This is a genomic window from Sphingomonas sp. T1 (assembly GCF_902506585.1).
In the GTDB taxonomy this organism is placed as follows: domain Bacteria; phylum Pseudomonadota; class Alphaproteobacteria; order Sphingomonadales; family Sphingomonadaceae; genus Sphingomonas; species Sphingomonas aerolata.
Genome location: NZ_LR733875.1, coordinates 3,339,557 through 3,363,221 on the forward strand (window position 1 = coordinate 3,339,557; position 23,665 = coordinate 3,363,221).

A 23,665-nucleotide genomic window follows, 5' to 3' on the forward strand; every position below is an offset into this window, starting at 1 on the left:
AACAGGGGAGAGTGATGTGGCCAAGCAGCGCTATTTCGTCGCGTCCGCGTTTTTCGTCATTGCATGGGCCCTTGCCGTTCCGGCGGCAGCGCAAATCGGGGGTGATCCACAACCATTGGGAACGACGGGAGCGGGGCAGGTCACAGCGACCCCCGCGCAGTCTGCCGCCGTCCAGTCCGAAAATGCCGACATCATCGTCACCGGCTCGCTGATCCGCGGGTCGTCCGAGGATGCCGCCGCACCCGTCGACGTGATTTCGGGCGATGAACTCGCGAAGCAGGGCGCGCCGACCGCGGTCGAACTGCTCAAGAACCTGCCGACCTCGAACGGCGTGACCGGCGACGCGAACCAATTCGACAGCCGCAGTCAGGGCAATGAAGGCGTCGCGTCGGTCAACCTGCGCGGGCTGGGGCCGCAACGTACGCTGGTGCTGCTCAACGGCAAGCGGCTGGTGCCGGTCGGGGGCGGTATTCCGATCGTCGACATCAACCTGATCCCGTCGGCCGCGATCGGCCGCGTCGAGGTGCTCAAGGACGGGGCCGCCGCGACTTATGGCTCGGACGCGATCGCGGGCGTGGTCAATTTCATCACGCGCACCGACCAGCAGGGTTTCCTGGTGTCGGGCGACTATCGCTATATCGACGGGTCGAAGGGCGATTACGGCACGGCCATGAGCTATGGTCACAGCGGCAACGGCGTGCGGATGCTGGCGTCGTTCGGCTATCAGCATCGGTCCGAGCTGCGTACCACCGATCGAGATTTTACGATCCAGCCCTACGCCAACAATCCCCAGGGCGGGTGGACCGGCGGCGGCAACCCCGGCAATCTCGATTTCAACGCGACCGTTCCGTTTCTCGACCCGGTCAGCGGGCGTCTGTTCACCGGCTATGGCGCGAACGGCGTGTCGAACGGGGTGAATTTCGTTCGCGATCTGGGGTGTGAATCGCTCGGCGGATTCCGCAGCGTCGCGGGCTCGACCACACCGACGCCGACTGCGGTCGGGACGATCGCCGTGCCGACCGATCGATGCTTCAACAATTACGGTCAGTTCGGCAATCTGGTCGAGCCGGAGGACCGGTATCAGGCCTATGCCGAGGTCGCGATCGACCTCACCAGTTCGCTGCAATTCACCGCGACCGCGCTCTATGGAGCGACATCGACGCGGATCACGACGTCGCCGACCTATCTGCCGACGCTGCCGCCATCGGCGAATGCGGCGGGCGGCGGCGCGGGCTTCTTCCAGGTGCCGACCTATGCACCCGCACTGCGCGATTATTGCCAGGTCTATGGTGCGGCGGCGGGCTGCCTGACCGCGAACGGCACGCCGCTCGCACCCGCGCTCGCCTTCCCCGTGCTGTTCCGTCCGGCACTGCTTGGTGGCAATCCGGTCATGCGGGGCGGGGACAATGACCGCGGATCGGCATTTTCCAAGCGCCAGTCCGAGGAAATGCGCTTTACCGCGGACCTGTCGTGGGAGGTCACCGACCGGATCAACCTGACCGCGAGCGGGACCTATTCGCAATATGTCCGCGAGAATGAGGGGACCGACACGTTCGGTGACCTGCTGCAGAACGCGATCGCAGGTTTTGGTGGCCCCAATTGCGCCTATGCGACCACCGCGTCGCGCGCCGGGCTGACCGCTGCGCAGATCGCTTCGCTTGCCGGAACGAATGGCTGCACCTTCTTCAACCCGTTCTCGACCGCGGTGGCGGCAAACCCGGTCACGGGCCAGGTGAACCCCAATTATGCCGGGTCACGCGGTACCAACGGGCTCAGCACCGCGCCCGGTGCGGGATTGGTCAACGACATTGCGACGGTCGACAATTTCTTCCGGACGACGCGCACCGTCTACAACACGCAATTGTTCGTCGGCGATCTCGTGCTCGGCGGGCGGACGGGGCTGCGACTGCCCGGCGGCGATGTCGGCTTTGCGATCGGCGGCCAGTATCGGCGCAATTATTATGCCGTGAACTATAATGCCGACAGCAATCTGGCGGTCAATCCCTGCCCTGGGACGCCGCTCAATCCGCGTGCGACCTGTACGCCGCAGACGGGTGCGCTGGGCTTTCTTGGCACCAACCGGAACGCGTCCTCGGTGGGCGACGTGAAGGCGCTGTTCGCCGAGCTGCAGCTGCCGATCCTCGAGGCGATCAACGCCCAGCTGTCCGCGCGGTACGAGGATTATGGTGGCAATGTCGGGTCGACCTTCAATCCGCAGGGACGGTTGCGAATCCAGGTGGCGCCGTGGCTGGCGCTGCGCGGCGGGGCCGGGACGACGTTCCGTGGACCGCCCGCGCAGCAGCTCGAAGGCAATCTGACCGCGCTGCAGATCATCGGCACCTCGTTCCGCGCGGTCGACATCAACGGCAATCCGGATCTCGAGCCTGAAAAGGCGACGACCTATAGCGGCGGCGTGATCCTCGACGCGGGCGGGTTCAATGCGAGCGTCGATTATTTCCGCTACGACCTGAAGGGGCCGATCGAGCAGGAGCCGACACAGGGCATCGTCAACGCATTGTTCGGTGCGAGCGGCGCGGCCAATTGCGGCAATGCCGCCTTTGCCGCGCTCCAGCAGCGCTTCACCTTCACCGGTGCGGGCTGCGGCGTCGGCAATGTCCAGCGGTTGCGCACCGTCTATGTCAACAGCGCCAATGTCACGACCTCGGGTCTCGACATCCAGGCAAGCTTCCGCGGCGAGCTCGGGCTGGCGACCGTCACGGTGGGCGCGACCGGCACCTATGTCATCGACTACAAGACCAAGGACGTGACGGTCGAGGGGATCGTCGTGCAGCCCGCGTTCGACGGTGTCGGCCTGCTCAACTACCAGACGACCGCCTATCCGGTGCCCGAAATCAAGGGCAACTGGTATGTGCAGGGTGATTACGATGTCGCCAGCCTGCGGGTGCAGTTCAACTATATCGATGGCTATACCGACCAACGCGGCGCGGCGATCTTCGGGCCGAACTTCGGTGCTCTGGCGGGTGGATCGGTGACGGGCGGCAAGGAGATCGGCGCGTTCAAGACGATGGACGCCACGCTGAGGATCGCGTTGCCGACCGGATCGACGGTGTCGCTGTCCGCGCTCAACATCTTCGACCGCGCGCCGCCCTTCGCGCGGCTGGACCAGAATTACGATCCGTTCACCGCCTCGCCGCTCGGGTTCACCGCAAAACTCGGTTTGTCGCAAAAATTCTGATTGCTCTCGGCGCTGGCCTTGCTTTCAACGATTGGGTACGGTCCCAACAAGGTCGCAAGGCCAGCAACGATACGAGAGGATGACCATGGCGACAGCGTTGAAGACGCATTCCGACATCGCCGATTCCCTGGCCATGAAGCGCCGCGGCCTGACGCTCACCCTGCTCACGCTCACCTATTTCTTCAGCTATATGGATCGGCAGATCCTCGCGATCCTGCTCGAACGCATCAAGGCGGACCTCGTGCTGACCGACACGCAGCTTGGGCTGCTTTCGGGACTGGTGTTCGCGATCTTCTACGCGACGCTCGGCATTCCGGTCGCGCGACTGGCGGACCGGACGAGCCGTCGCAACATCATCGCGGTGAGCCTGACGATCTGGAGCGCGATGACCGCGATGTGCGGTCTGGCGCAAAACTTCACGCAACTCATGCTGTTCCGCATCGGGGTCGGAATCGGCGAGGCCGGATCCAGCCCGCCCAGCCATTCGATCATCGCCGATCTCTACCCGCCCGAAAAGCGCGCGGGTGCGATGGCGGTCTATTCGCTCGGCGTGGTGCTGGGGGCGGGCTTCGGGACGCTGATCGGTGGCGTCGTTGCACACAGCTATGGCTGGCGGGTGGCGATGATGACCGTCGGGCTGCCCGGTATCGCGCTGGCGGTGCTCGTCCGGCTGTTCATGGTCGAACCGCGTCGCGGCCTGTCCGACGCCGGCCCGGTCGCCGCGCCGGCGCCGATGCCGAGCGTCGCGCAGGGCTTTGCCTCGATGTGGGCGAGCGCGCCCGCGCGGCATCTCGTCGTCGGCGTGACCCTGACCTCGATGATCGGGTACGCGCTGACGGGGTGGGGGCCGAGCTTCATGCAGCGCTCGCTGGGTATCTCGATGCTCGACGTGTCGCGCTACATCGCGCTGCCGGGTGCCCTGTTCGGGGCAATCTCGGCGCTCGCCGGCGGCAAGATCGCCGATGTGCTCGCCAAGCGCCACGGCCTTCACGTGCAGAGCTGGGTCGTGCTCGTCATGAAGGGGCTGTCGCTGCCCTTCGCGCTGGCCTTCTACCTGATCGACGTGCCGGCAATCGCGATCGGCAGCTATTTCGTCTACCTGATCTTCGCCAATTCCTACCTGGGGCCGAGTTTCGCACTGATCCAGCATCTCGCGCCGCTGAAGACCCGTGCGATGTGGGCGGCGATCACGTTGCTGGTCATCAACCTGGTCGGCCTCGGCCTCGGCCCGACGATGGTCGGCTGGCTGAGCGACCTGTTAAAACCGACCTTTGGCGAGGAATCACTACGCTATGCGCTGGTCATCATCGTGATGATGACGCCCTGGGCGCTCTATCATTACTGGCGTGCGGGCGTGCTGCTCAAGCGCGACGAGCATCAGGCTGCGTTCGCGACGGCCTGAGACGTCGGGGGCGGGGAGCGGCGCGGCAGTCTGCCTGTGCCGGTCCCCGCCGCTCCTCTGCCGATCAATCGTCGAACAGGCCGTACATCAGCGTCGAGGCATACATCGCCACAGCCCGCTCGCGCGGCATCGTCGACGCCCATTTGCGCATGTCGAAGGCGGCATTCTGGACCGCCATCAGCGCCTGTGCGGCGATGAGCGCATCGACCGCGCGGATCGAGCCTTCGCCGATCCCGTCCATCATCATCCCCGCATAGCGCCGCGCGATCCCGTTCGAGCGCTCGACCATCGCGTCGCGGACGCTCGGCGGCAGGCCGCTGAGCGCCGTCGTGCGGAGCAGCGGACCGCGTTCGGCGAACTGGACGTCGAGCAAAGTCGCGACGGTGCTCGACAGCTTGTGCCAATAGCTGCCGCCCTCGGCCTCACCGCGTCCCTGCGCATCGGCGATCGTGTCGAAGCTGCGGCGATAGCAGGCGATGACCAGATCGTCCTTGGCATCGAGATGGTGGTAGAAGCTGCCCTTGGTGACGTTCAGTTCGGACGCGATCTTCTGCACCGATGCGCCGCGATAGCCTAGTTCGTTGATAAGCCGCGTCGCCGCCAGCAGGAACGCCTCGCGCCCCGGTTCGGCATCGTCATGGCTAAGGTCGAGCAGCGTCGGTGCCCAGCGCGCACCCGGCCCGGCGATGCCGTGCGCGAACACGTCCATCAACCGCGCCTCGACACGGGTATATTGGTCGGGCTCGTAGCGCGTCAGCCAGATCGGCAACCAGAAGGTATTTTCGAGCAGGACGTGCGCGCGCGCGCTCTGAATGTCGGTCTGTGCGCGGCCGGTCGACGGGCCCCAGAGGAGGCGGGTGCGGCGGAACACTTCGCGCCAGCCGTTCATCAGCCGGCTGCGGATCGGGTCTTCGGTGGCGCGCAGATCGGAGAGGACCGCGAACGCCTTTTCCTCGCCGCGCTGGATCCGGCCGAGCCGCGCCATGTTGAGCGCAAGATAGCGGGCGACGCGCGCCTGCGGGGTCGGTTCGACCATCGCCTCGTCGAGCATCCGCAGCAGATAATCGAGCGTGTTCTCGAACGCGGCGGCGGCAAGGTCTTCCTTGCGCTTGAAATAGTAAGTAACGCTCGTCGTGTTGAGCCCGACCCGCCGCGCGACGTCCGCGAAGGTCATGCCCTTGGCGCTTTGCTCGTTGATCGCCTCTGCGGCTGCGGCGAGGATGGCGTCACGCTTGGCACGGAAGCGCTTCGTTCCCTGTTCGCCGTCTTCGATCGCCTCTGCCGGAACCTTCATCAAAATACCCTAACAGCTTCGATTTGAAGTTACAGTGCTTTTTAGGCGCTTTCGTGGCCGAGCGGAAAACCGGCTTTCGGCACGCTCCGGGATGCTTTACCGAATACGCGGTATGGTCTAATCGACCGCCAGACCGTGGACCGATGGAGAGCCCGCATGGATTTCAGCTTCAGCGACCGAGAGACCTATTTCCGAGATCGCGTGCGCGACTTCATCGATCAGAATATCCGCCCGCGTCAGGCCGACTACGACGCGCAGGCCCACCATGGCGAGCGCTGGAAGGTGATTCCGGTAATCGAGGAGATGAAGGAAAAGGCCAAGGCCGCGGGGCTGTGGAATTTCTTCATGCCCCCCCATTCCGGGCAAACTCACGTCGATGACAGCTTCGTGTTCGAGGGAACGCAGCTGACCAATCTTGAATATGCGTTATGCGCCGAGGAGATGGGCAAGGTCAGCTGGGCGAGCGAATGTTTCAACTGCTCGGCGCCCGATACAGGCAATATGGAGGTATTCCATCGCTATGGAACCCGCGAGCAGAAGGAGGCGTGGCTCGGCCCGCTGATGCGCGGCGAGGTCCGGTCCGCCTTTTTGATGACCGAGCCTGCGGTGGCGTCATCGGACGCGACCAATATCGAGACGTCGATGGTCCGCGACGGCGATCATTACGTGATCAACGGGACGAAATGGTGGTCGTCGGGGGTCGGCGATCCGCGCTGCAAGATCGCGATCGTCATGGGCAAGACGAGCTTCGAGGGATCGCGGCATCAGCAGCAGAGCCAGATCCTGGTGCCGATGGACACGCCCGGCGTGACGATCAAGCGGATGCTGTCCGTCTATGGCTATGACCACGCGCCGCACGGGCATGGCGAGGTCGTGCTCGAGAATGTCCGCGTGCCGGTCGAGAACGTGCTGCTGGGCGAAGGACGCGGGTTCGAGATCGCGCAGGGCCGGCTCGGGCCGGGCCGCATCCACCACTGCATGCGGACGATCGGCGTCGCGGAGACCGCGATCGAGGCGATGGCGAAGCGGCTGCTGAGCCGTGTCGCGTTCGGCAAGCGGATCGCCGACTTCTCGGTCTGGGAGGAGCGGATCGCGACCGCGCGGATCGATATCGAGATGACGCGGCTGCTGTGCCTCAAGGCCGCGGACATGATGGACAAGGCCGGCAACAAATCCGCACAGATCGAGATCTCGATGATCAAGGTCGCCGCGCCGAACATGGCGCTGAGGATCCTTGACGATGCAATCCAGGCGCATGGCGGCGGCGGCGTGTCGGACGATTTCCGGCTTGCGCACGACTGGGCGGCAATGCGGACGCTGCGCTTCGCCGATGGTCCCGACGAGGTCCACAACCGGTCGATCGCGCGTAACGAATTCGGCAAATACGGGGACTTCCGAAAGGGGAGCGTGTCGAGCGGGGATGTCGGGGTGAGCCGCTGACCCTGTCCCGTTCGTCCTGAGCGCAGTCGAAGGACATGCCCCGAACGAGCCAGTCCTTCGATTTCGCTCGGGACGAACGGCATTTTTGATTGCGCGCCCGCCAAATCTGGAGCCAGACCACCCATGAAAGCCGCAGTCCTTTTTGAAGCCAATACGCCGCTCAGCATCGAGGACGTCACCGTCTCGAAGCCGGGTCCGCGTGAGGTGTTGATCCGTACCGTCGCGGTCGGGGTGTGTCGCTCCGACCTGCACTTCGTCGACGGCGCCTATCCGCATGCGATGCCGACCATCCCGGGGCACGAGGCTTGCGGCGTGGTCGAGGCGGTCGGTGACGAGGTCGCCATGGTCAAGGTGGGCGACCATGTCGTCACCTGCCTGTCGGCGTTTTGCGGCCACTGTGAGTTCTGCGTGACCGGCCGCATGGCGCTCTGCGTTGACAGTTCGGTGCGGCGTCCAAAGGGCGCGCCGCCGCGGCTGATGCTGGGTGACCGGCCGATCGCGCAGATGCTGAACCTGAGCGCCTATGCCGAGATGATGCTGGTGCACGAACATGCCTGCGTCGCGATCGACCGCGACATGCCGATGGACCGTGCGGCGCTGCTCGGCTGCGCGATCACGACCGGGGCGGGCGCGGTGTTCAACACGACCGACGTGACGCCGGGCGAGACGGTGTGCGTGGTCGGGTGCGGCGGGATCGGGCTGGCGGCGGTGAACGCTGCGAAGATCGCGGGTGCGGGCAAGATCATCGCGCTCGATCCGGTGCCGGAGAAGCGCGCGATGGCGGAGAAGCTTGGCGCCACGCACAGCTTTGACGCGCTGTCCGAGACCGCCGCGGACGAGGTCGTCGCGCTGACCAGGGGCGGCGTCCACCATGCGATCGAGGCGGTCGGCCGGACGCAGTCGGCGGCGACCGCGGTCAAGGTGCTGCGGCGCGGCGGGACCGCGACGATCCTGGGCATGATGCCGCTGGGCGAGAAGGTCGGGCTGTCGGCGATGGACCTGTTGTCGGGCAAGCGGCTGCAGGGCGGGTTCATGGGGTCAAATCGGTTTCCGGTCGACATCCCGCGGCTCGTCGATTTCTACATGCGCGGGCTGCTCGATCTCGACACGATCATCGCGGACCGGATGCCGCTCGAACGGATCAACGATGCGTTCGACGAATTGCGCCGCGGCGACACGACGCGCAGCGTGATCACCTTCGCATGAGCAGCGACGCAGCCAGCACGATGGTCGGTACGATCCCGGTCGGCGAGCGGGACCGGCTCGATCTCGACCGTTTGACGGCATGGATGACGGAGTCGGTCGAAGGCTTTGCCGGGCCGCTGCGCTACGCCAAGTTCGCCGGCGGCCAGTCGAACCCGACCTATCGGCTCGACACGCCGGCGCGCGCCTATGTCCTGCGACGCAAGCCGTTCGGGCCGATCCTGCCCTCGGCGCATGCGGTCGAGCGCGAATATGCGGTGATCGCCGGGCTTCATCCGACGGGCTTCCCGGTGCCGCGACCGTACGGGCTTTGCGAGGATCCCGACGTCATCGGCGCGCCATTCTACGTGATGGAGATGGTCGAAGGCCGGACAATCTGGGACGGCGCGATGCCGGGTGCGACGCCCGCCGAACGCCGCGCGCATTATGACGCGATGATCGACGCGCTCGCCGCGCTCCACAACACCGATTACGCGGCGGCGGGGCTCGCATCCTATGGCAAGCCCGGCAATTATTTCGAGCGGCAGGTGGGGCGCTGGACCAAGCAATATCGCGCGGCGGAGACCGAGCGGATGGAGTCGGTCGAGCGGCTGATCGACTGGTTGCCGCGCACCTTGCCCGACCAGACGCGGACGTCGATCGTCCACGGTGACTATCGCATCGACAACATGATCTTCGCCAATGCAACGGACGGCGCGGGCGCGAAGGTGATCGCGGTGCTCGACTGGGAATTGTCGACGCTCGGCGATCCGCTCGCCGACTTTTCCTACATGCTGATGAGCTGGGTGACCGAGCCCGAAGGCCGGTCGGGGGTGCTCGGCCTGACCGGTCCGGAGACCGGGATTCCGACGATCGAGCAGGTCGTCGCGCGCTATTGCGCTGCGACCGGGCGGGACGGCGTCCCCGATCTCAACTGGTATTTCGCCTATAACCTCTTCCGGCTCACCGGGATCGTCCAGGGGATCAAGAAGCGGATCATCGACGGCACAGCGTCGAGCGCGCAGGCCGAAGCGACGGTCGCCAAGGTGCACGCGCTGGCGGATGCGGCATGGGGCTTTGCGGTGAAGGCGGGCGCATGACGCACGTCCCGAATGCGGAAGGGGAGAGGCAGGGCATGACGCAGTTCGACCTGCGCAGGAAGGTCGCGATCATCACCGGATCGTCGCGCGGGATCGGCAAGGCGAGCGCTTTCGAGCTGGCGGCACATGGCGCGAGGGTGGTGATCTCCAGCCGGAAACAGGAGGCGTGCGATGCCGTCGCGGCGGAGATCAACGCGCGCTACGGCGAGGGCCGCGCGATCGCGGTCGCGGCGAACATCGCCGACAAGGCGGCGCTCCAGCATCTCGTCGACACGACCCGCAGTGCGTTCGGCCGCATCGACGTGCTGGTCTGCAACGCCGCCTCCAACCCCTATTACGGACCCCAGGCGGGGATCGGCGACGACCAGTTCCGCAAGATCCTCGACAACAACATCGTTTCCAACCACTGGCTGATCCAGATGGTCGCCCCCGGCATGACGGAGCAGCGGGACGGCAGCATCATCATCATTTCCTCGATCGGCGGGCTTCGCGGATCGCCGGTCATCGGCGCCTATTGCATCAGCAAGGCCGCCGACATGCAGCTCGCACGCAATCTCGCGGTCGAGTTCGGCCCGTCGGGCGTCCGCGTGAACTGTATCGCGCCAGGCCTGATCCGCACCGATTTCGCGCGCGTGCTGTGGGAGGATCCCGAGCGGATCGCGGCGGCGAACACCCGCGTGCCGCTGCGACGCATCGGCGAACCCGAGGAAATCGCGGGCGCGGTGGTGTTTCTCGCCGCATCCGCGAGCCGTTTCATGACCGGGCAGACGCTGGTCATCGACGGCGGCGTCACGATCTAAAGGGGAGGGCATCATGCGGTTCGAGAACAGGTCGATCATCGTCACCGGCGCAGGATCCGGCATCGGCCGCGCGGCGGCATTGCTGTTCGCGGCAGAGGGCGGGCACGTCGTTGTCGCGGACCGTACCGAGGGTGCGGACGAGACCGCGCATCTGATCAGCCAGGCCGGCGGCATCGCCACCCCGATCCGTGTCGACGCGGGGGAGGAGGAGGACGTGATCCGCATGGTCGCGCTCGCCTGTGATACATATGGCGGGCTCGACGTGCTGTTCGCCAATGCCGGCATCTCGGGCGGCATGGCCAATCTCTTCGACACCGACGTCGCGCTGATCACCGAAGTGCTGCGGGTCAATCTGATCGGTCCGTTCCTCGCCATCAAGCACGCGGCACCACGGATCGTCGCGCACGCGGCCGAGACGGGCAGGGGCGGCGCGATCGTTCTGACCGCGAGTGTCGCCGGGTTACGGTCGGGCGCGGGGTCGCCGGCCTATTCCGCGTCCAAGGCGGGGGTGATCAACCTCGCGGCGGTGTCGGCGCAGCAGCTGTCGGGTGCGAACGTCCGGGTCAATGCGATCTGCCCCGGGCTGACCGAGACGGGGATGACCAAACCGGTGTTCGATTACGCGCGCGAGGCCAACAAGATGGACCGCGTCGGCCGTCTCAACCCGCTCCACCGCGGCGCGCAGCCCGAGGAGCTTGCCCGGGTCGCGGTGTTCCTCGCCTCCGATGACGCAAGCTACGTCAATGGTCAGGCGATCGTGGTCGATGGCGGATTGTCGTCGAGCCATCCCGTGACGCGACAGGATTACGGCAAGACCGCAGCCTGAGGTGGTCCGCTCAAGCGGCTGAGAGATGGAGGTCGGCGAAACCGGTGAAATAGCCGCGTAGCGTCGGGTCCTCGATCGGTGCGATCAGCGCCGCGATCGTGGCGGCCGGCGACGCCGCGCCACCACCAGGCGCGGCGCCGCTGGCAAATCCCATCGACCAGCTGCCGAAGCTGCGCTCGGTGATCGTCTGTTTCGCGAGCTGCACCATCGCGAAATGCCGGTCGTCGCGCTGGATGCGATCGAAGGTGCGCGACACGGCGAGATCATCGCCTTCGAGCACCTGAAGGAACCTGTTGCCGCCAGCGATGAGCAGACCGGTCACGCCCGCGGCGGCATTGTTGCGCCGCGAGACCCGCAGGATCTCGTCGATGACCGGCTGTGTCACACGGCCACGCGACGTGCTGATATAGAGAAGGCGCTGCATGCCGATGATCCCGGAGAATGATTCCGCGGGACTAATCGGAAGTTACGAAGACCGGGTTAACTCGCGTAAACCAAGGCTATTTTCGCATCCGGATCAGCCCCTCCTGCGCGACGCTCGCGACCAGCCGTCCGTCGCGGGAGAAGATCTTGCCGCGGTTGAAGCCGCGCGCATGGCCCGACCAGGGGGCATCGCAGGCATAGAGCAGCCAGTCGTCCGCGCGGAAATCCTCGTGCAGCCATAGCGAATGATCGAGGCTGGCGGTCTGCAGACCCGGCGTGATCCAGTTGATCCCGTGCGGCAGCAACGCGGTTCCCAACAACGCCATGTCCGAGGCATAGGACAGGACCGCGCGGTGCATCGCCGGGTCATCGCCGATCGGCGCCACGATCCGAAACCAGTTGGCATGGTTCGGCGCCTGCGCGGGCGGATCGATCCAGCTGCGCGGGTTGACCGGGCGGACCTCGATCGGGCGCCAGCGCAGCATGTGCGCACGGAATTTCTCCGGAATGCCGTCGATATTCTCCAGCCGCAGGTCACGATCGGAGCGCAGGTCCTCGGGCGGCGCGACGTCGGGCATCGCGTCCTGATGATGAAGCCCGTCCTCGGGGGTCTGGAACGATGCCGCCATGTTGAGGATCGGCTGGCCCTTTTGCATCGCAATGACGCGACGCGTGGCAAAGCTGCGGCCCTCGAAATCGCGGACGACGCGGTAGACGATCGGGTAATCCTCGTTGCCCGGCCGCATGAAATAGGCGTGGAGCGAATGCGCGGCCTTGGGCGCCTCGGTCGAGCGCTGCGCGGCCTGGAGTGCCTGCGCGATCACCTGTCCACCGAACACGCGGCCGACGCCGCCGGGCTGGCGCTTGCCGACATAGAGGTCGGTGTCGACCTCGTCGATCTCGAGCAGGTCGACGAGGCCCTGGGCGAGGGCTTGGGGTGTTACTTCGGCAGTATCGTCAGGCATTTGACCTCCTTGGTCTCCCGCGACGGCGGGAGCCCAGTCTGGGCCCCCGCCTTCGCGGGGGTACAAGTTCGGGTCAATAGCCCGCGGCGATGGCCAGCCGGTCGGCGTGGAAGTTGGCGTCGCCGAACAGCTCCGCCAGGACGCGCGCGCGCTTCATGTAGAAACCGATGTCATATTCGTCGGTCATGCCGATGCCACCGTGCATCTGCACGCTTTCCTGCACGCTGAGCGTCGTCGCGAGCGCGGTCATCGCCTTGGCGACGGAGACGGCCTCGTCGGCCTTGTCGTGGCCCAGATCGAGCAGCTGCTGGGCCTTCAGGACCGCGGCGCGCGCGACCTCCATCTCCGAATAGAGATGCGCCGCGCGGTGCTGGAGCGCCTGGAAGCTGCCGATCAGCGTGCCGAACTGTTTGCGCTGCTTCATATAGCCGATCGTCATGTCCATCGCGCCGCCGCCGACGCCGAGCAGCTCGGCGGACGCGCCGGTGCGGCCCGCGCGGAGCAGGCGGTCGAGCGGGGCGCGGCCGGCATCGACCTCGCCGATCACCGCGTCGGCATCGACCTCGACCCCGTCGAAGTCGAGCCGTGCGGCCAGGCTTGCATCGGCAAGGCGTTCGGCGTTCGCGCTGAGCCCGGCGGCGTCCTTCGGCACCGCGAACAGGGTGATGCCGTCCGCATCGTCCGCGCCGCCTGCGGTGCGCGCGGCGACGATGATCAGGTCGGCGGTGTGGCCATGCGCAACGAAGCGTTTGGCGCCGGTCAGCCTGAAGCCGTTGCCCGCGCGTTCGGCGGTCATCGCGATGCTGTCGCGGTGCTTGGCAGCCTCGTCGATGGCGAGTGCGGCGACGGTCTCGCCGGCGATGATGCCGGGGAACCAGCGTTCGGCCTGGCCGGTGCCCTTGAGCGCCTCGACCGCGGCGACGGCGGTGGTCAGGAACGGGGAGGGCGACAGGTTGCGACCGATCTGTTCGAGCACGACGCCCGCCTCGACATGGCCAAGGCCGAGTCCGCCCTGGTCCTCGCCGATCAGGATGCCGGTGAAGCCCATCTCGGCGAACTGCTTCCACAGGTCGCGCGAGAAGCCGGTGGCGTCCTCGGCATCGCGAAGCGCGCGCATGTGGCTGACGGGGGCGTGTTCGGCGACGAAGTCGCGGATCGTGTCCTGAAGGACGGTCTGGTCGTCGTCGAGATAGAGTGGCATTTCTGTTCCCCCGCGGAGGCGGGGGCCCAGGAGCCCCGCGCGCAGCGTTCGTGATTCTGGGCTCCCGCTTTCGCGGGAGAACGGTAGAGCTCAGGCCGGCAGTTCGAGGATTCGCTTGGCGATGATGTTGAGCTGGATCTCGCTCGTCCCGCCCTCGATCGAGTTCGCCTTGGTGCGCAGCCACGAGCGCGGGATCGCACCGCCGCGCGAGCGGTCGCTCTCCCATTCGAGCGCGTCGGAGCCGCCCGCCGCCATCATCAGTTCGTAGCGCGACTTGTTCAGCTCAGTGCCGTAATATTTCATCATGCTCGGCTGCGCGGGATGGGCCTTGCCCGCCTTCAGTTCGTCGATGAAGCGTTCGGACATCGCCCCGAACGCCTTGGCGCGCACCTCGAACAGCGCGATCGACGCGCGGAGCAGCGGGTCGGCGAGGCGGCCGTCATGGCCGAGCCCGACGGTGGCGATCGCACCGTCGATCAACGGGTTGCCGCCCGACGAGGCGAGCCCCATGCCCGAGATCATCTCGCGTTCGTGGCCGAGCAGATATTTGGCGACGTCCCAGCCCTTGTTCTCCTCGTACACCCGGTTGACCTTGGGGACCTCGACATTGTCGAAGAAGGTTTCGCAGAAGGGGGAATTGCCGCTGATCAGCAGGATCGGCTTGGTCGAGACGCCGGGGGTGGCCATGTCGAACAGCACGAAGCTGATCCCGCCCTGCTTCGACGTCTTGTCGGTGCGGACGAGGCAGAAGATCCAGTCCGCCATGTCGGCATAGGACGTCCAGACCTTCTGGCCGTTGACGAGATAATGGTCGCCCTTGTCCTCCGCCGAGGTGGCGAGGCCGGCGAGATCGGAGCCCGCATTGGGTTCGGAATAGCCCTGGCACCAGCGGATCTCGCCGCGCGCGATCTTGGTCAGGTGATCGAGCTTCTGCTCCTCGGTGCCATATTTGAGCAGTGCCGGCCCGAGCATCGAGATGCCGAAGCTGTTGAGCGGGTTGCGCGCCTTGATCGCCGCCATCTCCTCGCGCAGGATCTTGGTCTCGGCAGGCGACAGGCCACCGCCGCCATAGGCCTTGGGCCAGTCGGGGACGGTCCATCCCCTGGCGGCCATCCGGTCGAGCCAGTCCTTCTGCGCGGGGCTCGATGGCTTGAACTGGCGACCGCCCCAACAGACATCGTCTTCCGAGCGGACGGGCTTGCGCATCTCGGGCGGGCAGTTTTCCGCGAGCCAGGCGCGGGTTTCGGTGCGGAAGGTGTCGAGGTCGGTCATCGGGTCTTCCTTTCTCCCTCTCCCCTGCGAGGAGAGGGTGGGGTGAGGGGCTGCCAGGGGCGGAGCACGGCTTGGCTGCCCCTCACCCCGGCCCTCTCCCCCGAGGGGGAGAGGGCGTAAAATTTACTTGATCTTTCCACCGCTCGCGGCGGCGTCCTTGAGCGACTTGGCAACGGGGAAGCCGTATTTCTCGAGCCCGGCGACGACCTTTGGCAAGCCTTCCGACTGCGCCCAGAACATCGGGCCGCCGCGATAGACCGGCCAGCCGTAACCGTAGATCCACACCACATCGACGTCGGACGCACGCTGCGCCTTGCCCTCTTCGAGGATCAGCGCGCCTTCGTTGACCATCGTGTAGAGCGTGCGCGCGACGATCTCCTCGTCGCTGATCTCGCGCGGGGTGACGCCAGACTTTGCGCGGAAATCGTCGATGATTTCGGCGACGCGGGGGGAGTTGGACGGCGTGCGCTTCTCGTCATAATCGTAGAAGCCCGCCTTGGTCTTCTGGCCCCAACGGTTTTCTGCCGCCAGTGCATCGCGGATATTCTCGATCCGGCTCGGGTCGCGGTGCCAGCCGATGTCGACGCCGGCGAGGTCGCTCATCTGGAACGGGCCCATCGGCATGCCGAATGCGACATGGACGCGGTCGATCTGCTCGGGGCTCGCACCTTCGAGCAGCAGCTTGGTCGCCTCGACCTGGCGCGGCATCAGCATGCGGTTGCCGATGAAGCCGTAGGTGACGCCCGCCACCACGGCGACCTTCCTGATCTTCTTGGCAAGCGCCATGACGGTCGCGAGCACGTCGTCCGCGGTCTTGTCACCGCGAACCACCTCGAGCAGTTTCATGACGTTGGCAGGCGAGAAGAAGTGCATGCCCACGACGTCCTCGGGACGCTTCGTGCACGCGGCGATCTCGTCGATGTTCAGATAGGAGGTGTTCGAGGCGAGGATCGCGCCGGGCTTGGCGATCGCGTCGAGCTTGGTGAAGATGTCCTTCTTCACCTCCATCGTCTCGTACACCGCCTCGATGATCAGGTCGCATTCGGCGAGGTCGGCGAAATCGAGCGTGGGCTTGAGCGCGCCCATTGCCTGTTCGACCTGTTCGGGCTTCATCCGGCCCTTGGCGGCGGTCGCCTCGTAATTCTTGCGGACGACGCCGGTGCCGCGGTCGAGTGCCTCCTGCTGCATCTCGACGATCGTGACGGGGATGCCGGCGGACAGGAAGTTCATCGCGATGCCGCCGCCCATCGTGCCCGCGCCGATCACGCCGACGCGTTTGATCTCGCGCAGCCTGGTATCGGCGGGGACGTCGTCGATCTTGGCGGCCTGGCGCTCGGCGAAGAAGATGTGGCGCTGCGCGGCGGACTGGACGCCCATCATGAGCGCCATGAACTGCTCGCGTTCAAACGCGACGCCATCGGCGAAGCTCGACCCATCAGAGGCCTTCTCGACGCAGGCGATATTGGCGGCGGGGGCGTCGAAGTTGCGGAAGCGGCGGGCGTTCTCCTTCTTGAATGCGGCGACCGCGTCGGGATCGGCCTGCGCGGTCTTCTCGGACGCGCGGGGCAGGGGGCGCTTCGCCGCGATCTCGCGCGCGAAGGCGATCGCGTCGGCTTCCAGGCTGTCCTCGCCGACGATCTTGTCGATCAGGCCGGCGTCGAGCGCCTTCTTCGCGGAGATCGGATCGCCCTTGGCGGTCATCTCGAGCGCGAGCTTGACGCCGGCGATGCGCGGGATGCGCTGCGTGCCACCCGCGCCGGGGAGAAGGCCGAGCTTGACCTCGGGCGTGCCGATCTTGGCCGAGGGAACGGCGACGCGGTAATGGCAGCCGAGTGTCACTTCGCAGCCGCCGCCGAGCGCGGTGCCGTGGATCGCGGCGACGACCGGCTTGGACGACGCCTCGATCATGTCGACGACGGTCGGCAGGCCGGGCTCGACCATCGGCTTGCCGAATTCGGTGATGTCGGCGCCCGCGAAGAAGGTGCGGCCGTCGCAGCGGATCACCATCGCGGTGATGCTCGCCTCGGCGACGCCGTCCTTGATCGCGGCCTCGAGCCCCTGGCGGACTGCGGCGCCGAGCGCGTTGACCGGCGGGTTGTTCGAGATGATGACGAGGACGTCGTCATGGCGTTCGGTGCGGATCGGGGTGGTCATTATTCTCTCCTGGTGACGGCCGCTGACGGGTCAGGTCATAGCGGCGTAGATCATCGTCTTGAGCTCGCGGCGGATGGGGTAGAGGCTGCTGGGCGAGACCTGGGTCATGAAGACCATCGACAGGCGTTCGACCGGATCGATGAAGAAGGCGGTCGAGAACATCCCGCCCCAGTAATATTCGCCCTTCGACCCCGGCATCATCGACCGTACCGGGTCGATCGTCACCGCAAAGCCCAGCCCGAAACCGGTGCCGGCATTGGTCGCCTCGCTGAACATCGACCGGGACATCGTCGTCAGGTCGGCGCCGCCGGGCAGATGGTTCTGCGTCATGAGTTCGAGCGTCTTGCGGCCGAGGATCCGCGCACCGTCGAGTTCGCCGCCGTTGAGGCACATCTGGCAGAAGCGCTGATAGTCGAGCGCGGTCGAGACGAGCCCGCCCCCGCCCGACAACAGCGTCGGCGGACGGCTCCACGCGCTCTTCTCGCCGCGATCGAGCATCGTGCGCTCCTTGCCCGGCGCGACCGTGTAGCAATCGGTCAGGCGATTTGTCTTGTCGGCGGGAACCTGGAATCCCGTGTCGTCCATCTTCAGCGGCACGAAGATCCGCGTCGTGAAGAAGGTGTCGAGCGTGACGCCGGACACGCGCTCGACCACCGCGCCGAGCACGTCGGTTGCCACCGAATAGTTCCACGCGGTCCCCGGCGAGAATTCGAGCGGCAAAGCCCCCAGCGCGGCGACGAAGCCGTCGAGATCGAGATTGCCGTGCCAGTTCTCGATCTTGCCTTCGCGATAGGCGGCGTCGACGTTCGACCGGTTCTGGAAGCCGTAGGTCAGACCCGAAGTGTGGCGGAGCAGGTCGATCATCCGCATCGGCTCGGCGGTCGGTTTCACCGCAAAGGGGACCCCCGCACCGCCGCCATTATAGACGCCGATCCCCTTGAACGCGGGCAGGACGTGATGGACCGGGGTGTCGAGTGCGACGAGGCCCTGTTCGACCAGCATCATGAACGCGACCGAGGTGATCGGCTTGGTCATCGACGCGATCCGGAACAACGAGGTCTCGTCGATAGGCGCGCCGCCCTCGCGGGCGAGGCCCTGATGCGAGAAATGCACGGTTTCGCCGTCGCGCGCGATCAGCAGCTGCGCATTGGGGAGCTTGCCGGTGACGATATAGCGGTCTTTCAACAGCCTATCGATCGCGGCGAGCCGTGCCGGATCGAAGCCATGCCGTTCAGCCGCCCCAGCGAACGCGGCGGTCATCGCCAGCTTCCCCGCATGCACCATACCCCCGGTTCGAACATAGGCACTCCTATTGCCTTGAGTGGCGTGCAAATCAACTCTAAACGTGCATCTGGTTGGCGGATAAGCCAAACCCGAAATTCATATTTGGAGTAGGCTGGCCTTGGCTCATGAACCAATCATCGCCCTGGACCCCAACTGGCCGGTCATGTCGATGGCGGAAACCGAACGGCGTCTGACTGCGCCCGGCGGCAAGTTCGAGATGGAGACCGTGTCGATCGGCGGGGTCGCGACGCGCGTGTGGAAGAATGCGCCGCCGTCGCTGCGTTACCTGATCCAGGCCGCGCGCGGGCATGGCGAGCGCGTCTTCACCATCTATGAAGACGAGCGCGTGACCTATGAAGCGACGTGGCGCGCGGTGACGACGCTGGCGGCGCATCTGCGTACGCAGGGCATCGGGCCGGGCGACCGTGTCGCGCTGGCGATGCGCAATCTGCCCGAATGGCCGGTCGCGTTCTTCGCAGCGACCGCGATCGGCGCGGTGATGGTGCCGTTGAACGCGTGGTGGACGGGTGCGGAGATGGCCTATGGTCTCGCCGATTCGGGTGCCCGGGTCCTGATCACCGACGATGAACGCCATCACCGGCTCGAGGATATCTACGCGACGATCCCGTCGCTGGAGCAGGTGCTGGTCAGCCGCGCGGTCGCGCCGCTGACCGGTATCGCAGCGCCGCTGGAGGGCGTGATCGGGACGTCCTCGCACTGGGCGGCGCTGCCCGACCGGCCGCTGCCCGATGCTGTGATCGCGCCCGATGACGATGCCACGATCTTCTATACCAGCGGTACGACCGGTGCCCCCAAGGGGGCGCTGGGGACGCATCGCAACATGATGTCGAACATCCTGACCGGGGGCTATTCGGGCGCGCGCTCGGCCTTGCGGCGCGGCGAGGCGCCGCCCGAGCCGACCCCGCGCGTGACGCTGACCGTCATCCCGCTCTTCCACGTCACCGCCTGCTCGGCGGGCATGATGGGCGTGATCGCGACGGGGAGCACGATGATCTTCATGCGCAAGTGGGACACCGTCCGTGCGATGGAGATCATAGAACGCGAAAAGGTGAACGTGACCGGCGGCGTGCCGACGATCGCGTGGCAGCTGATCGAGCATCCCGACCGCGGCAACTATGATCTCTCGTCGCTCGAATCGATCGCCTATGGCGGCGCGCCCTCGGCCCCCGAGCTGGTCAGGCGCATCCATAGCGAGCTCGGCGCGCTGCCCGGCAATGGCTGGGGCATGACCGAGACGATGGCGACGGTTACGCATCACGGCGCGGAGGATTATCTCAACCGGCCGAGCAGTGCGGGGCCCCCCGCGCCGGTCGTCGACCTGAAGATCGTCGCGGAGGACGGCGTCACCGCGCTTCCGATCGGCGAGGTCGGCGAGCTCTGGGCGCGCGGGCCGATGATCGTGAAGGGCTATTGGAACAAGCCGGAGGCGACCGCGACGACGTTCATCGACGGCTGGGTGCGCACGGGCGATCTCGCGCGCCTCGACGAGGAGGGGTTCTGCTACATCGTCGACCGCGCCAAGGACATGATCATCCGGGGTGGCGAAAACATCTATTCGTCGGAGGTCGAGAATGTCCTCTACGCGCATCCCGCGGTCACCGACTGCGCGCTGATCGGACTGCCGCACCGCACGCTCGGCGAGGAGCCGGTTGCCGTCGTCCACCTCGCCCCCGGTGGTGAGGCGAGCGAGGCCGAACTGCAGGCCTGGGTGCGCGAACGGCTCGCGGCGTTCAAGACGCCCGTCGCCATCCGCTTCGTGCCCGAGACCTTGCCCCGCAACGCGAACGGCAAGATCCTGAAAAAGGACCTGCAATCGCTTTTTGCGGATCGGATTCCCGCCACGGCATCATAGTTCAGGGCGATTCGTTCTGCATCGCGCAGGCGGAGCGTCAACACCGCTTGAATGCCGCCCCGATTGTGACAAGGGGAAGGGCAAGCGAGGGGTAACGGCATGGCGAACGACGATTATACGGCCCAGGCGGGTACGGCGGACGTCCATGAGGGAGGGCCGCCGCCCGCCGGGGGCGGGGCAACCACGGCGACCAGCGCGGAAGGGGTGTTCGAACCCCCGATCGGCGTTGGTGTCGAGGATGCGATGCGGATCGCGCAGCGACGCGATCGCCTGCTCGCCGCGCTGACGCTGACCGCCGGAATCGGGCTGGTCATCGCCTTGCCGTTCGCGTTGAAGGCAGGGGCGGAGTTCTTCCTGCCGCTGACGACCGCGCTGGTGATCGCCGTCGCGCTGATTCCGGTGCTCGAATGGCTCGAACGGCGGGGCGTGCCGTCGCCGATCGCGGCCCTCGCGTGCATTCTGGTGTTCCTGGTCGCCGCCAATGTCGCGATCGCCGCGATCCTCGTGCCGGCAACCGACTTTTTCCGGCTGCTGCCGACCCGACTCGACCGGATCCAGAGCAATCTCGCGCCGCTGCTCGATCTGTATTCAAGCCTCGAGAAATATGTGAACCGGACGCTGCGGCAGGTCGCGTCGACGCCGATCAAGCAGCCCGCGACCGCGGGCGTCGCGGCACCAAGTTCGATCCTCGAATTCGCCGCGACATCCGCGCCGGCAGTCATCGTCCAGCTGCTGTTCGGGATCCTGATCGTGTTCTTCTTCCTGTCCGGCTGGACGGGCATGCGGCGGCAGACGATCACGGGTCGCACGAGCTTCGACGGGGCGATGGCGACCGCACGCGTGATTCAGGACGTGGTCGACGACGTCTCGGCCTATCTCGGCACGATCACGGTCATCAATGTCCTGCTTGGGATCGTGACCGGTACCGCCTTGTGGGCGATCGGCATGCCCTATCCGGCGATGTGGGGCGGGATCGTAGCCCTGCTGAACTATATCCCCTATTTCGGACCCGTGATCGGCGCGTTCCTGCTCGGGCTGGGCGGGTTGATGACCTTCTCGGATATTTGGATGGCGTTGCTTCCCCCGGCATTGATGTACGGGCTGCATCTGGTCGAGGCGAATGCGATCACGCCGTTCATCGTCGGCCACCGGCTGACGATCAGCCCGCTGCTGATCCTGATTTCTCTGAGCTTCTGGGGCTGGGTCTGGGGCACGCTCGGCGCGTTGCTGGCGGTGCCGCTGCTGATCATCATCCAGACCGTGCTGGGCGCGGCGGGCAAGCCCGATATCGCGGGGTTCCTGTTCGAGCACGGCACGCTGGTCCAGCAGAAAAGCGGGCGGAATCGCCGTCGGGGGGACGCGTCCGACGACCAACGTGAAACAGGCGGCTGAATGGGGGTTGACGCTATCCCAACCCTCGCCTAGTTGCCGCCTCCACGCTGTTTCAGCGGGTGTAGCTCAGTTGGTTAGAGCGCCGGCCTGTCACGCCGGAGGTCGCGGGTTCGAGTCCCGTCACTCGCGCCATCGTTAGTCGATGGTGTGAGATAGTGTCTACGACGGTGACGACCGCCACACCCGTTTGCGGGTAGTGTGCAGAGGTCGTCATTGGGAATGCGGGTGTAGCTCAGTTGGTTAGAGCGCCGGCCTGTCACGCCGGAGGTCGCGGGTTCGAGTCCCGTCACTCGCGCCACCCCAAGGGGTGGCCGAGCCCCCCTTTAAAATATCAGCCGCCCCCAGATGCTGTCCGGATAGCGACCGGGATCAGCGCCCCGTCTCCATCCAGCGCAGCACGGGTTTCAGCGGCGCTATCCAGATCAGCCCTGTGACGAGATAGAATGCCAGCTGGCCCAGCCAGTGCCAGCTGCCGACGATCGTCGACAGGCTGACGATCGCGACGCACCACAGCGTGATCAGCAACAGGATGCCGAGCATCCCGGCGGGTTTGCGCCAGCTAGGTGTCATGGTGTGATCCAGTCCTTGTCTGTGGCGATGGCGTGAAGCGGCACGTCCCAGGCGTCGGGCGTCAGCGCGTCGACCTCCTGGATCGCGAGCGCGATGCCGATTCGCCATGCGTCGGGATGCGCAAGAAATGCGCGGTCGTAATAGCCTGCACCCTGGCCGATGCGATTGCCATGGCGATCGAACCCCACCAGCGGGGTCAGGATGATATCTGGGGCGAGCGCGGCGGCATCGGCCGGGGGCTGGTGAAGCCCGAAGGGGCCGGCGATCAGCGCAGCTTCCGTCTCCCAGGCGAGAAACCGCATCGGCTGGTCGCGGCGCACGACGTGGGGAAGCGCGATGACGCACCCTGCCTCGACAGCGGCGCGTGCGAAGGGGGAGGGATCCGCCTCGCCAGCCATCGGAACATAGGAGGCGACGGTCAGGCCGGACGAGAGCCGGGCCAGGAACGCGTCCGGGACGCGGATCTCGACCGGCGCGGCGGCCGCACGGGCGGCCCGCAATGCGGTGCGGAGCGCGGCCTTGTCGCTCACGGGTGCGGATCGATCATGCGGGTATCGTCCGATGACGGGAATGGTGATGTGGCGGGCCCACCATGGCCGTGTGCCGGGTTATCCACTGACGCACGGTACGTCAGGTGGGGACCATATGCTTCGGACCAGGGTCCTAACAGGGACAGCCCCCTATGGATGATGAATAGCCTCAGGGATAATAAAGGCTCGTACCGGGCAGAACCCGCCAAGACCAATCTAGGCGCTCGGCGGGCTTTGCTCAAGGGCCTGTGCGAGTCCTTCGAGACGATCGGCGATGCGCGTCAGTGCGATCTCGCTGACCGCCGATCCTTCGGGCGGCCGATGCGCGGCTTCGTCGAGATCATCGGCGAGCATGAGCGCTACGAACAGCATCGCGCGTTCGGCACTGAGCCCCCCGGCGGCGCGGTCCGCGACCGGCCAGCGTTCGGCGAGCATCGCGCCGAGCAGACGCACGCGCGACTCCTCGCCGTCGCGACACGCCACCGCATGCGGGCGGCCACCGATATCGAGCATGACCTGCGCCATCAGATGGGGCTCCCGCGGGTGATGACGTCGTCGAGCGCGGCGACCGCCTCCGCCATGCGCGCCTTGAGTGCGGCATGCCGCCTGGCGAGTGCGTCGCCGCTTTCGGCGCGTGCGTGGATCGCGGCTTCGATCCGGCCGATAGCGGCGTCGATCCTGTCGACCGCGGTTGGACCGTCGGGAGGCCTGTCGACGGCCGTCGGCGCGTCGGGAAGAGTATCTGGCATAGATTGCGAGAT

At 66.2% G+C, this 23,665-nt stretch carries 20 protein-coding genes and 2 tRNA genes; 11 read left to right on the forward strand and 11 right to left on the reverse strand.

Going from position 1 to position 23,665, the window contains the following annotated elements:
- The first annotated feature begins 16 nt into the window (after positions 1-16).
- Both GV027_RS15225 and GV027_RS15230 read left to right on the forward strand, forming a co-directional pair.
- Positions 17-3,196: a TonB-dependent receptor domain-containing protein gene (locus GV027_RS15225; RefSeq protein WP_159512375.1), complete on the forward strand. Its 3,180-nt coding sequence runs from the start codon at positions 17-19 to the stop codon at positions 3,194-3,196.
- Positions 3,197-3,275: 79 nt separating this feature from the next.
- On the forward strand, positions 3,276-4,598 hold the full coding sequence (locus GV027_RS15230) for a spinster family MFS transporter (RefSeq protein ID WP_234387509.1): 1,323 nt from the start codon (positions 3,276-3,278) through the stop codon (positions 4,596-4,598).
- A 64-nt stretch (positions 4,599-4,662) separates the two neighbouring features.
- Here GV027_RS15230 and GV027_RS15235 read toward each other — a convergent pair whose 3' ends face one another.
- Positions 4,663-5,892: a TetR/AcrR family transcriptional regulator gene (locus GV027_RS15235; protein WP_159512376.1), complete on the reverse strand. Its 1,230-nt coding sequence runs from the start codon at positions 5,890-5,892 to the stop codon at positions 4,663-4,665.
- 156 nt (positions 5,893-6,048) lie between these two features.
- Here GV027_RS15235 and GV027_RS15240 point away from each other — a divergent pair, with 156 nt between their 5' ends.
- The 5 genes from GV027_RS15240 (at position 6,049) to GV027_RS15260 (ending at position 11,240) form a co-directional block, all read left to right on the forward strand.
- The gene (locus tag GV027_RS15240; protein ID WP_159512377.1) at positions 6,049-7,332 is read left to right on the forward strand and encodes an acyl-CoA dehydrogenase family protein; all 1,284 of its coding nucleotides are present in this window, start codon (positions 6,049-6,051) and stop codon (positions 7,330-7,332) included.
- A gap of 123 nt (positions 7,333-7,455) precedes the next feature.
- Positions 7,456-8,538 (forward strand): Zn-dependent alcohol dehydrogenase, encoded by a 1,083-nt coding sequence (locus GV027_RS15245; RefSeq protein WP_037527369.1) that lies wholly within the window; start codon positions 7,456-7,458, stop codon positions 8,536-8,538.
- On the forward strand, positions 8,535-9,614 hold the full coding sequence (locus GV027_RS15250; protein WP_159512378.1) for a phosphotransferase family protein: 1,080 nt from the start codon (positions 8,535-8,537) through the stop codon (positions 9,612-9,614). The genes GV027_RS15245 and GV027_RS15250 overlap by 4 nt, the downstream gene beginning before the upstream one ends.
- Positions 9,615-9,649: 35 nt before the next feature.
- Positions 9,650-10,414 (forward strand): SDR family NAD(P)-dependent oxidoreductase, encoded by a 765-nt coding sequence (locus GV027_RS15255; protein WP_159512962.1) that lies wholly within the window; start codon positions 9,650-9,652, stop codon positions 10,412-10,414.
- Between the two features lie 13 nt (positions 10,415-10,427).
- Positions 10,428-11,240 carry an SDR family NAD(P)-dependent oxidoreductase gene (locus GV027_RS15260; protein WP_167396666.1) on the forward strand — a complete coding sequence of 271 codons (813 nt, stop codon included), beginning with the start codon at positions 10,428-10,430 and terminating at the stop codon, positions 11,238-11,240.
- Between the two features lie 10 nt (positions 11,241-11,250).
- Here GV027_RS15260 and GV027_RS15265 read toward each other — a convergent pair whose 3' ends face one another.
- From GV027_RS15265 to GV027_RS15290, 6 genes are all read right to left on the reverse strand, one after another.
- A complete protein-coding gene (locus GV027_RS15265; protein ID WP_159512379.1) occupies positions 11,251-11,664 on the reverse strand; it encodes a BLUF domain-containing protein in 414 nt (137 codons plus the stop codon).
- A gap of 76 nt (positions 11,665-11,740) precedes the next feature.
- Positions 11,741-12,628: an acyl-CoA thioesterase gene (locus GV027_RS15270; protein ID WP_031440969.1), complete on the reverse strand. Its 888-nt coding sequence runs from the start codon at positions 12,626-12,628 to the stop codon at positions 11,741-11,743.
- A gap of 73 nt (positions 12,629-12,701) precedes the next feature.
- Positions 12,702-13,829 (reverse strand): acyl-CoA dehydrogenase family protein, encoded by a 1,128-nt coding sequence (locus tag GV027_RS15275; protein ID WP_159512380.1) that lies wholly within the window; start codon positions 13,827-13,829, stop codon positions 12,702-12,704.
- A gap of 90 nt (positions 13,830-13,919) precedes the next feature.
- A complete protein-coding gene (locus GV027_RS15280) occupies positions 13,920-15,101 on the reverse strand; it encodes an acyl-CoA dehydrogenase family protein (protein ID WP_159512381.1) in 1,182 nt (393 codons plus the stop codon).
- A 123-nt stretch (positions 15,102-15,224) separates the two neighbouring features.
- Positions 15,225-17,255, reverse strand: coding sequence for a 3-hydroxyacyl-CoA dehydrogenase NAD-binding domain-containing protein (locus GV027_RS15285; protein WP_159512382.1), 2,031 nt, complete (start codon positions 17,253-17,255; stop codon positions 15,225-15,227).
- A 30-nt stretch (positions 17,256-17,285) separates the two neighbouring features.
- A complete protein-coding gene (locus tag GV027_RS15290; RefSeq protein ID WP_159512383.1) occupies positions 17,286-18,515 on the reverse strand; it encodes a serine hydrolase domain-containing protein in 1,230 nt (409 codons plus the stop codon).
- A gap of 187 nt (positions 18,516-18,702) precedes the next feature.
- Here GV027_RS15290 and GV027_RS15295 point away from each other — a divergent pair, with 187 nt between their 5' ends.
- From GV027_RS15295 to GV027_RS15310, 4 genes are all read left to right on the forward strand, one after another.
- Positions 18,703-20,412, forward strand: a complete 1,710-nt coding sequence (locus GV027_RS15295; RefSeq protein ID WP_159512963.1) for a class I adenylate-forming enzyme family protein — start codon at positions 18,703-18,705, stop codon at positions 20,410-20,412.
- Positions 20,413-20,655: 243 nt separating this feature from the next.
- The gene (locus GV027_RS15300; RefSeq protein WP_107931384.1) at positions 20,656-21,804 is read left to right on the forward strand and encodes an AI-2E family transporter; all 1,149 of its coding nucleotides are present in this window, start codon (positions 20,656-20,658) and stop codon (positions 21,802-21,804) included.
- 55 nt (positions 21,805-21,859) lie between these two features.
- Positions 21,860-21,936 (forward strand) — tRNA-Asp (locus GV027_RS15305).
- Between the two features lie 89 nt (positions 21,937-22,025).
- Positions 22,026-22,102: transfer RNA gene (locus GV027_RS15310), tRNA-Asp, on the forward strand.
- Between the two features lie 71 nt (positions 22,103-22,173).
- Here the strand turns inward: GV027_RS15310 and GV027_RS15315 are convergent.
- The 4 genes from GV027_RS15315 to GV027_RS15330 form a co-directional block, all read right to left on the reverse strand.
- Positions 22,174-22,374 (reverse strand): DUF2842 domain-containing protein, encoded by a 201-nt coding sequence (locus tag GV027_RS15315; protein ID WP_031396564.1) that lies wholly within the window; start codon positions 22,372-22,374, stop codon positions 22,174-22,176.
- Positions 22,371-22,904, reverse strand: coding sequence for a 5-formyltetrahydrofolate cyclo-ligase (locus GV027_RS15320; RefSeq protein WP_159512384.1), 534 nt, complete (start codon positions 22,902-22,904; stop codon positions 22,371-22,373). The genes GV027_RS15315 and GV027_RS15320 overlap by 4 nt, the downstream gene beginning before the upstream one ends.
- 216 nt (positions 22,905-23,120) lie before the next feature.
- Entirely contained in the window at positions 23,121-23,429 is a 309-nt protein-coding gene (locus GV027_RS15325; RefSeq protein WP_031440961.1) for a cell division protein ZapA, read from the reverse strand.
- Positions 23,429-23,653: a hypothetical protein gene (locus GV027_RS15330; RefSeq protein WP_159512385.1), complete on the reverse strand. Its 225-nt coding sequence runs from the start codon at positions 23,651-23,653 to the stop codon at positions 23,429-23,431. The genes GV027_RS15325 and GV027_RS15330 overlap by 1 nt, the downstream gene beginning before the upstream one ends.
- Positions 23,654-23,665 lie beyond the last annotated feature (12 nt).

Coding starts and splice junctions, on each gene's coding strand:
- GV027_RS15250 (WP_159512378.1), top strand. CDS start 8,535: ATGAGCAGCGACGCAGCCAGCACGATGGTCGGTACGATCCCGGTCGGC.
- GV027_RS15245 (WP_037527369.1), top strand. CDS start 7,456: ATGAAAGCCGCAGTCCTTTTTGAAGCCAATACGCCGCTCAGCATCGAG.
- GV027_RS15285 (WP_159512382.1), bottom strand. CDS start 17,255: ATGACCACCCCGATCCGCACCGAACGCCATGACGACGTCCTCGTCATC.
- GV027_RS15315 (WP_031396564.1), bottom strand. CDS start 22,374: ATGACACCTAGCTGGCGCAAACCCGCCGGGATGCTCGGCATCCTGTTG.
- GV027_RS15230 (WP_234387509.1), top strand. CDS start 3,276: ATGACCATGGCGACAGCGTTGAAGACGCATTCCGACATCGCCGATTCC.
- GV027_RS15325 (WP_031440961.1), bottom strand. CDS start 23,429: ATGGCGCAGGTCATGCTCGATATCGGTGGCCGCCCGCATGCGGTGGCG.
- GV027_RS15265 (WP_159512379.1), bottom strand. CDS start 11,664: ATGCAGCGCCTTCTCTATATCAGCACGTCGCGTGGCCGTGTGACACAG.
- GV027_RS15330 (WP_159512385.1), bottom strand. CDS start 23,653: ATGCCAGATACTCTTCCCGACGCGCCGACGGCCGTCGACAGGCCTCCC.
- GV027_RS15275 (WP_159512380.1), bottom strand. CDS start 13,829: ATGCCACTCTATCTCGACGACGACCAGACCGTCCTTCAGGACACGATC.
- GV027_RS15280 (WP_159512381.1), bottom strand. CDS start 15,101: ATGACCGACCTCGACACCTTCCGCACCGAAACCCGCGCCTGGCTCGCG.
- GV027_RS15260 (WP_167396666.1), top strand. CDS start 10,428: ATGCGGTTCGAGAACAGGTCGATCATCGTCACCGGCGCAGGATCCGGC.
- GV027_RS15290 (WP_159512383.1), bottom strand. CDS start 18,515: ATGACCGCCGCGTTCGCTGGGGCGGCTGAACGGCATGGCTTCGATCCG.
- GV027_RS15300 (WP_107931384.1), top strand. CDS start 20,656: ATGCGGATCGCGCAGCGACGCGATCGCCTGCTCGCCGCGCTGACGCTG.
- GV027_RS15270 (WP_031440969.1), bottom strand. CDS start 12,628: ATGCCTGACGATACTGCCGAAGTAACACCCCAAGCCCTCGCCCAGGGC.
- GV027_RS15240 (WP_159512377.1), top strand. CDS start 6,049: ATGGATTTCAGCTTCAGCGACCGAGAGACCTATTTCCGAGATCGCGTG.
- GV027_RS15295 (WP_159512963.1), top strand. CDS start 18,703: ATGTCGATGGCGGAAACCGAACGGCGTCTGACTGCGCCCGGCGGCAAG.
- GV027_RS15255 (WP_159512962.1), top strand. CDS start 9,650: ATGACGCAGTTCGACCTGCGCAGGAAGGTCGCGATCATCACCGGATCG.
- GV027_RS15235 (WP_159512376.1), bottom strand. CDS start 5,892: ATGAAGGTTCCGGCAGAGGCGATCGAAGACGGCGAACAGGGAACGAAG.